Raw genomic sequence first — 5979 nt, forward strand, 5'->3', positions numbered from 1 at the left:
GGGCGGGGCGAGGTGGGGCAGGACGCGAGCGGACTCCCCCGGCCGGCCACGCGCGCGTTGCTGCCGCGCCGCAGCCCGCCGGCCCCGGCTGCCGCCGTCGTGGTGCTGCACGGCGGGCAGGCGACGAGCGAGCGGCCGACCCGGTCCTGGAAGGCGGCCGCCCTGCGGATGGATCCCTTCGTGCGCGCGGTGACGGCCGCTCTGCCCCGCCAGGACGTGCTGGTCGCGCAGGTCCGCTACCGCCTGCGCGGCTGGAACGGCCGCCGGGCCGATCCCGTCCGCGACACCCGGCAGGCGCTGGACGAACTCGCGGAACTGGCGGGGCCCGTCCCCACGGTGCTGCTCGGCCACTCGATGGGCGGCCGGGCCGCCCTGCACGCCGCGGGGCATCCGCAGGTGCGCGGGGTGGTCGCGCTGGCCCCGTGGTGGCCGCCCGGCGAGCCGGTCGAACAGCTGGCGGGCCGGCATCTCGTCGCCCTGCACGGCGACCGGGACCGCGTCACCTCGCCCGCCGACACGGCCGGCCTCGTGCGCCGGGCGCGGCGGACGGCGGCACGGGCGGGCATGGCGGTGATCGGCGGGAGCGACCACGCGTTGCTGCGCCGGCACCGCCTGTGGCACCGCACGACCGCGGCCGTCGTCGCCCACCTGCTCGACCCGGAGAACCTCCCCGACCCGCTGCCCGGGGACTGCTACGGCGCCGGCGACTTCCCCGTGCTCTGACAGCGGGCCCCCGCGAGTTCCGCCGCGAACTGCGCTCCCGCGAGCAGGGCCAGGTTCGACAGCCACAGCCAGATCAGGAAGACGACGACGCCGGCCAGCGAGCCGTAGAGCCGGCTGTAGGCGCCGAGCGTGGAGGCGTACGCCGAGAAGCAGGCGGAGACCGTCAGCCACAGGGCCGCGGCGAGCGCCCCGCCGGGCAGGCTGTGGCCGCGTCTCCGCGCCGGTGCCGGTCCGGTGCGGAAGACGACCACGACCAGGAGCGCCACCAGACAGAGCAGCACGGGCCACCGGAGCAGGCTCCACGCCCAGGCCGCGGTGCCGTCCACGCCCACCGTGCGGCCCGCGGCCTGCGCGAGCGGGCCCGTCAGCAGCAGGGTGAGCGAGCCGACCAGCAGCAGCCCGAGCAGTCCGAGCGCGGTGAGCGCGATGCGGGGTGCGGTGCGCCAGGGCGAGCGGTGGTCCTCGACGCGGTGCATGCGGTGCAGCGAGCGGCGGAAGACGGCGAGGTAGCTGGACGCCGACCACAGGGCGCTGGCCGCGCCCACCGCCATCAGGGGCCAGGCCGTGCGGCCGTTGCCCAGCGCGCGGGTCAGGACGGCGTGCAGATCGGTGCCGGACTCGGCGGGGGCGTACGCGGTGACGTGCCGGACGAACTCCTCCGCCGTGTCCGGGCTGATCACGCCGAAGGCCATGACGGTGGCGAGCATCGCGGGCAGCACCGCGAGGATCGCGTAGTACGTCAGCGCCGCCGCGTCGTCCGAGAGGTCGTCGTTCCAGAGGGACACCGGGGTGCGGCGCAGCGCGGGCCACCAGGCGGCGGGCGGCCGGAGCCGGCGGCGGGGCCGGCGGGCGGCGCCGGAGCAGGGTTCAGCGGACATGCGGCATGCGGTGCGACACGGCGCTCAGGCGGACCCGAGCGCGCACCTCGTAGGGGGCCGCCGCCTGTGCGGCCTCGGTGGTCACCGCGCGCAGGCCCGGCAGGACGGCGTCCGGGGGTGTGTCCGGTTCCAGCCAGACCCGCAGGCCGATCTCCAGCCGCTGTCCCCGCCGGGTCCGCACGTGAGCCCGGTCGCGGGCGATGCCGGGCAGGGCGGACACGCGCACCGCCAGTGCCTCGGCCAGCGCCTGCGGACGGACCGTACCGCCGGGTGCGGGCAGGTCGACCCGTCCGGCGGGTCCGGAGCGCAGCCGGGTGAGGGCGCCGTACGCGAACAGGAGGGTCAGGGCGATCGCGGCGGCGACGACCGTGGGCGTCCACCAGCCCTCGCCGCGCCAGCGCGTCAGCCGCTCCGGGTCCAGCAGCACGCCGTCCTCGCGGGGCGCGGGCCACCAGGACGGCAGCCGCCCGGCGACGGCCCGGTCCGTGGCCGCGAGCCACGAGCCGGCCAGGAGGAACACGAGTCCGACGACGCCGAGAGCGGCCCGGTCCGCGACACCACGGGTGCGGGGCATCACGCTTCACCTCCTGCGGTACGAGGGCTTTCCGGTACGGCTGCCCGCTCCGGGCCGCCGGGAACGGTGCCGGACGCCCCGGTCTCCGGAGCGCTCTCGGCGGCGGGCGGCCGCCATACCGGCTCGGCGGTCAAGGCGACCCGCAGGCGGGGGGTGCGGCGCAGCCGGCAGCCGGTCAGGGCGGAGCGGGCGGCGGCGGTGACGGCGGCGTGCGCGAGGGCCCGGTCGCCGAAGGCGAGCCCCGCCCGCACGGTGACCCGGCGGCGCCCCGCGCGGACCCGCACGGCGGTGACGCCCTCGACGTCACCCACCGCGTCCCGCACCAGGGCCGTGACCGCCGAGCGGTCCACGGCCGCGGTCAGGCGGGACGATCCGGTGTGCACGGTGACCGGGCCGCGACGGCCCGGGGTGAGGGCGAGCACGACCATCCAGAGGCCGAGCAGGGCCGTCAGGCCGCCCGCGAGCACGACGGCCGGGTCACCGGGCCCGTGCCCGGACAGCCAGTGCACGGCCGACGTACGCCAGGCGCCCGCCCCTTGGTGGGCGGCGTGCACCCGGAGCAGGTCGACGGCGAGCGCGCCGCAGGCCACGGCGGCCACCGCGGCCACCAGCGCCACCGGGACCCGGCGCCGGGACCACCAGCGCCGGGGAGTGCGGCTCGGGTGCTCGTCCGCGGCGGCGGGCGCCGGCGGGTGCGCGGACGCCGGGGCGGTGAGCGAGGTGACGTGGACCGGGGCGGACGGCACGTCCAGGCCGGTCAGGTGCCGGGTGCGGGCCACCACGTGCCGCTGGAGCTCGCGCACGGTGTCGGCCAGCGGTGCCGGGTAGGGCAGGGACACCCCGAGCGAGACCCGTGCCCCGCGCCCGCGCACGGACGCCGCGGCCTTCGCCGTACGGGCGCCGTCCTGCCCGGGAAGGGCCTCGGTGGCCGCCCGTTCGGCAATCCTGCGCACCGCCCGTTCCGAGACGGTGGTGGTGCCCCGCTGGGCGGCGGCGGTCATCGGCGGCTCCGCTCGAAGGCGTCGCGCACGTCCTGGACGCCGCCGCCGCGCTCGACCCACCGGCCCAGCGCCCAGCCCAGGCCGCCGAGGGCGGCCACCAGCAGGAAGGCGCCGAAGCCGCCGAAGAACCCCGCGAACGCCAGGGCCATGCCCGCGATCATCCCCGTGAACGGTGTGCTCATTCCCCTCCGCCTCTCACCGGACCCACTCCTGTCTGCTTCCGCGCCGGACCGCGATCACTCCACCCGGGTGCCGGTCTGCTGCGCGGCGTCCTCCTCGTCCTCCGGCAGCCGGACGTCGTTGACGGTGACGTTGACCTCGACGACCTCCAGGCCGGTGATGCGCTCCACCGCGGAGATGACGTTCTCCCGGACGTCCTGTGCCACGTCCATGACGGGCGCCCCGTACTCGACGACCAGGTCGAGATCGATGGCGGTCTGCCGCTCGCCGACCTCGACCTTCACGCCCCGGCCCACGTTGGGCCGGCCGCCGGGGACCCGGTCGCGCACGGCGCCGATGGTGCGGGACAGCCCGCCGCCCATGTCGTACACGCCCGGGATCTCCCGGGCGGCGATGCCGGCCACCTTCACCACGACGATGTCGGCGATGGAGGTGCGGCCACGGTTCGCGGCCGGCTGGTCGGCGCCGGCCCTGCCGTCGGAGACGGACGTGGTGGCCCGGGCCGGCTCGCCGGTGCGGGGGGTGGACACGTCCTTGGCGGCGGGTGCGGTCTGTGTGGTCATGTCGTGCTTCCCTTCTGCGGTGCTGCTCGGTTGCTCTCCACTGACTTGGACCCGCCCCGGCCGGTTGTGTGACGCACCGGTCCGGAAAAAACCCGGGGGCGCCACCACAGTGGCGCCCCCGGGTCCCCCGTGGTCGACGTGCCGTCAGCTCGCCGGCATCAGCACGCTGTCGATGATGTACACGTTGGCGTTTGCGGTCTTGACGTTGCCGCAGACCACCTTCGCCGAGTCGTTGACGGTGTAGGACTCGCCCGAACCGGAGGTCATGACCTTCGACTTCTCCAGGGTGTCGAAGGAGCCGTTCTCCAGGTCCTTCGGCGTGAGCTTCTGGCCGACGACGTGGTAGGTGAGGATCTTCGTCAGAGCGGCCTTGTCGTTGAGGACCTTGTCCAGCGTGGCCTTCGGGATCTTCGCGAAGGCGTCGTTGGTCGGCGCGAACACGGTGATGTTCTGGGCGTTGTTGAGGGTGTCGACCAGTCCGGCCTTCTTCACCGCCGCCACCAGCGTGGACAGGGCCGGGTTGTTGGACGCGGCCGTGGCGACCGGGTCCTGGGCCATGCCGTCGAAGGAACCGGCGCCGCTGGCGGGCACCGCGGAACAGGCCGAGCCGAACGGCTTGTCCATGGCGGTGTCGCTGCCGGAGCCCGCCATCGCGTCGTCCGACGCCGGGGCCGAAGCCGACGCCTTCGAGGAGGAGTCCGACTTGGTCGAGTCGCCGCTGCTGTCGGAGCAGGCGCTCAGGGCCAGCGGCAGGACGGCCGCGGCGGCGAGGGTGACGGCGGTACGGCGGATACGGGTGTTCATGGTGAATCTCCTGTTGAGAGGGACAACTTGCGTGGTGATGGCTTGCGGAAGGTGGTTCGGGAAGGTCACTCGACGGTGACCACGACGGAGTGCCATCCACTGGCCCCGTCGGGGATCGTGCGGGCGCGGCGGTCGGTCTGCACCGCGCCGGTGCGGTCGGTGGCGCGCACGGTGAGGGTGTGGCCGCCCTTGGTCGCCTGCCATGGGAAGGACCACTGGCGCCAGGTGTCGCGCGAGTCCTCGGCCGCCAGCCGGGCCTGCTGCCAGGGGCCGTCGTCGACGCGGATCTCGACCTTGTCGATGCCCCGGTGTTGGGCCCAGGCGACCCCGGCGACCATGACCGTGCCGGCCTTCGGGCGGCCGAACGGCTTGGGGGTGTCGATCCGCGACTGCGTCTTGACCGGCGCCCGGCGCGCCCAGCCGCGCTTGACCCAGTAGGGGTCGTAGGAGTCGAAGGTGGTGAGCTCGATGTCCTCGATCCACTTGCAGGCGGAGACGAAGCCGTAGAGGCCGGGCACCACCATGCGGACCGGGAAACCGTGGGCGAAGGGCAGGGGTTCGCCGTTCATGCCGAGGGCGAGGAGCGCGTCCCGGCCGTCCATGAGGTCCTCGACCGGGCTGCCGATCGTCATGCCGTCCACCGAGCGGGCGACCAGCTGGTCGGCCGGCCCGCCCTCGGACGGCGGCCTCACCCCGCACTCGGCCAGCAGCTCGGCCAGTCGTACGCCGATCCAGCGGGCGTTGCCGACGTAGGGGCCGCCGACCTCGTTGGAGACACAGGTCAGGGTGATGTCCCGCTCGACCAGCTCACGGCGCAGCAGATCGTCGTAGGAGAGGGTGAGCGGCCGGGTGACGCCCTTGCCGTGCAGGCGCAGCCGCCAGGAGGTGGCGTCCACCTTGGGCACCACGAGGGCGGTGTCGACCCGGTAGAAGTCGCCGTTCGGGGTGACGAACGGGCTCACCCCCGGGATCCGCAGTCCGGCGCCCCGGGGTACGGGGGAAGCCGGGGACCCGGGCCGCGGAAGCACCGCCGCCCGCCGGGAGGCGACCGCGTCCCGCCCGTCGGCACCGCTCAGCGACCGTCCGAGCAACGCGAACCCGGCCGAGGCCGCGGCGGTGGCCCCGGCAGCGATCACGAACCCACGCCGATCCCATCCCGGCCGCCCGGGGTCGGAGCCGCCGACCCGGCCGTCCACCGGCATCACGGGTCCCACCCGCCCGGCGTCGAGGTCGGCCTCCCGGCCGGCCTCCGACAC

General features: G+C 75.4%; 8 protein-coding genes. 1 reads left to right on the top strand and 7 read right to left on the bottom strand.

Annotation, left to right across the window (positions count from 1 at the left end; genetic code table 11):
* The first annotated feature begins 57 nt into the window (after window positions 1-57).
* Window positions 58-723 carry an alpha/beta fold hydrolase gene (locus EHS43_RS35020; RefSeq protein WP_125194673.1) on the top strand — a complete coding sequence of 222 codons (666 nt, stop codon included), beginning with the start codon at window positions 58-60 and terminating at the stop codon, window positions 721-723.
* Here EHS43_RS35020 and EHS43_RS35025 read toward each other — a convergent pair.
* The 7 genes from EHS43_RS35025 to EHS43_RS35055 form a co-directional block, all read right to left on the bottom strand.
* Window positions 693-1601, bottom strand: a complete 909-nt coding sequence (locus EHS43_RS35025; protein ID WP_125194666.1) for a YihY/virulence factor BrkB family protein — start codon at window positions 1599-1601, stop codon at window positions 693-695. The two genes, EHS43_RS35020 and EHS43_RS35025, sit on opposite strands and share 31 nt — an antisense overlap.
* Window positions 1591-2175 carry an alkaline shock response membrane anchor protein AmaP gene (locus tag EHS43_RS35030; protein ID WP_260470848.1) on the bottom strand — a complete coding sequence of 195 codons (585 nt, stop codon included), beginning with the start codon at window positions 2173-2175 and terminating at the stop codon, window positions 1591-1593. Before EHS43_RS35030 ends, EHS43_RS35025 begins: the two co-directional genes overlap by 11 nt.
* Window positions 2175-3176 (bottom strand): DUF6286 domain-containing Asp23/Gls24 family envelope stress response protein, encoded by a 1002-nt coding sequence (locus EHS43_RS35035; protein WP_125194668.1) that lies wholly within the window; start codon window positions 3174-3176, stop codon window positions 2175-2177. Before EHS43_RS35035 ends, EHS43_RS35030 begins: the two co-directional genes overlap by 1 nt.
* Window positions 3173-3358, bottom strand: coding sequence for a hypothetical protein (locus EHS43_RS35040; protein WP_125194669.1), 186 nt, complete (start codon window positions 3356-3358; stop codon window positions 3173-3175). The genes EHS43_RS35035 and EHS43_RS35040 overlap by 4 nt, the downstream gene beginning before the upstream one ends.
* Before the next feature lie 54 nt (window positions 3359-3412).
* The gene (locus EHS43_RS35045) at window positions 3413-3919 is read right to left on the bottom strand and encodes an Asp23/Gls24 family envelope stress response protein (protein WP_125194670.1); all 507 of its coding nucleotides are present in this window, start codon (window positions 3917-3919) and stop codon (window positions 3413-3415) included.
* Window positions 3920-4063: 144 nt separating this feature from the next.
* Window positions 4064-4723: a fasciclin domain-containing protein gene (locus tag EHS43_RS35050; protein ID WP_125194671.1), complete on the bottom strand. Its 660-nt coding sequence runs from the start codon at window positions 4721-4723 to the stop codon at window positions 4064-4066.
* 65 nt (window positions 4724-4788) lie between these two features.
* Window positions 4789-5979, bottom strand: a 1191-nt coding sequence (locus EHS43_RS35055; protein WP_125194672.1) for a molybdopterin-dependent oxidoreductase, incomplete at its 5' end; no start/stop codon positions are given.

It is taken from the genome of Streptomyces sp. RP5T (genome assembly GCF_003933965.1).
Lineage (GTDB): Bacteria > Actinomycetota > Actinomycetes > Streptomycetales > Streptomycetaceae > Streptomyces.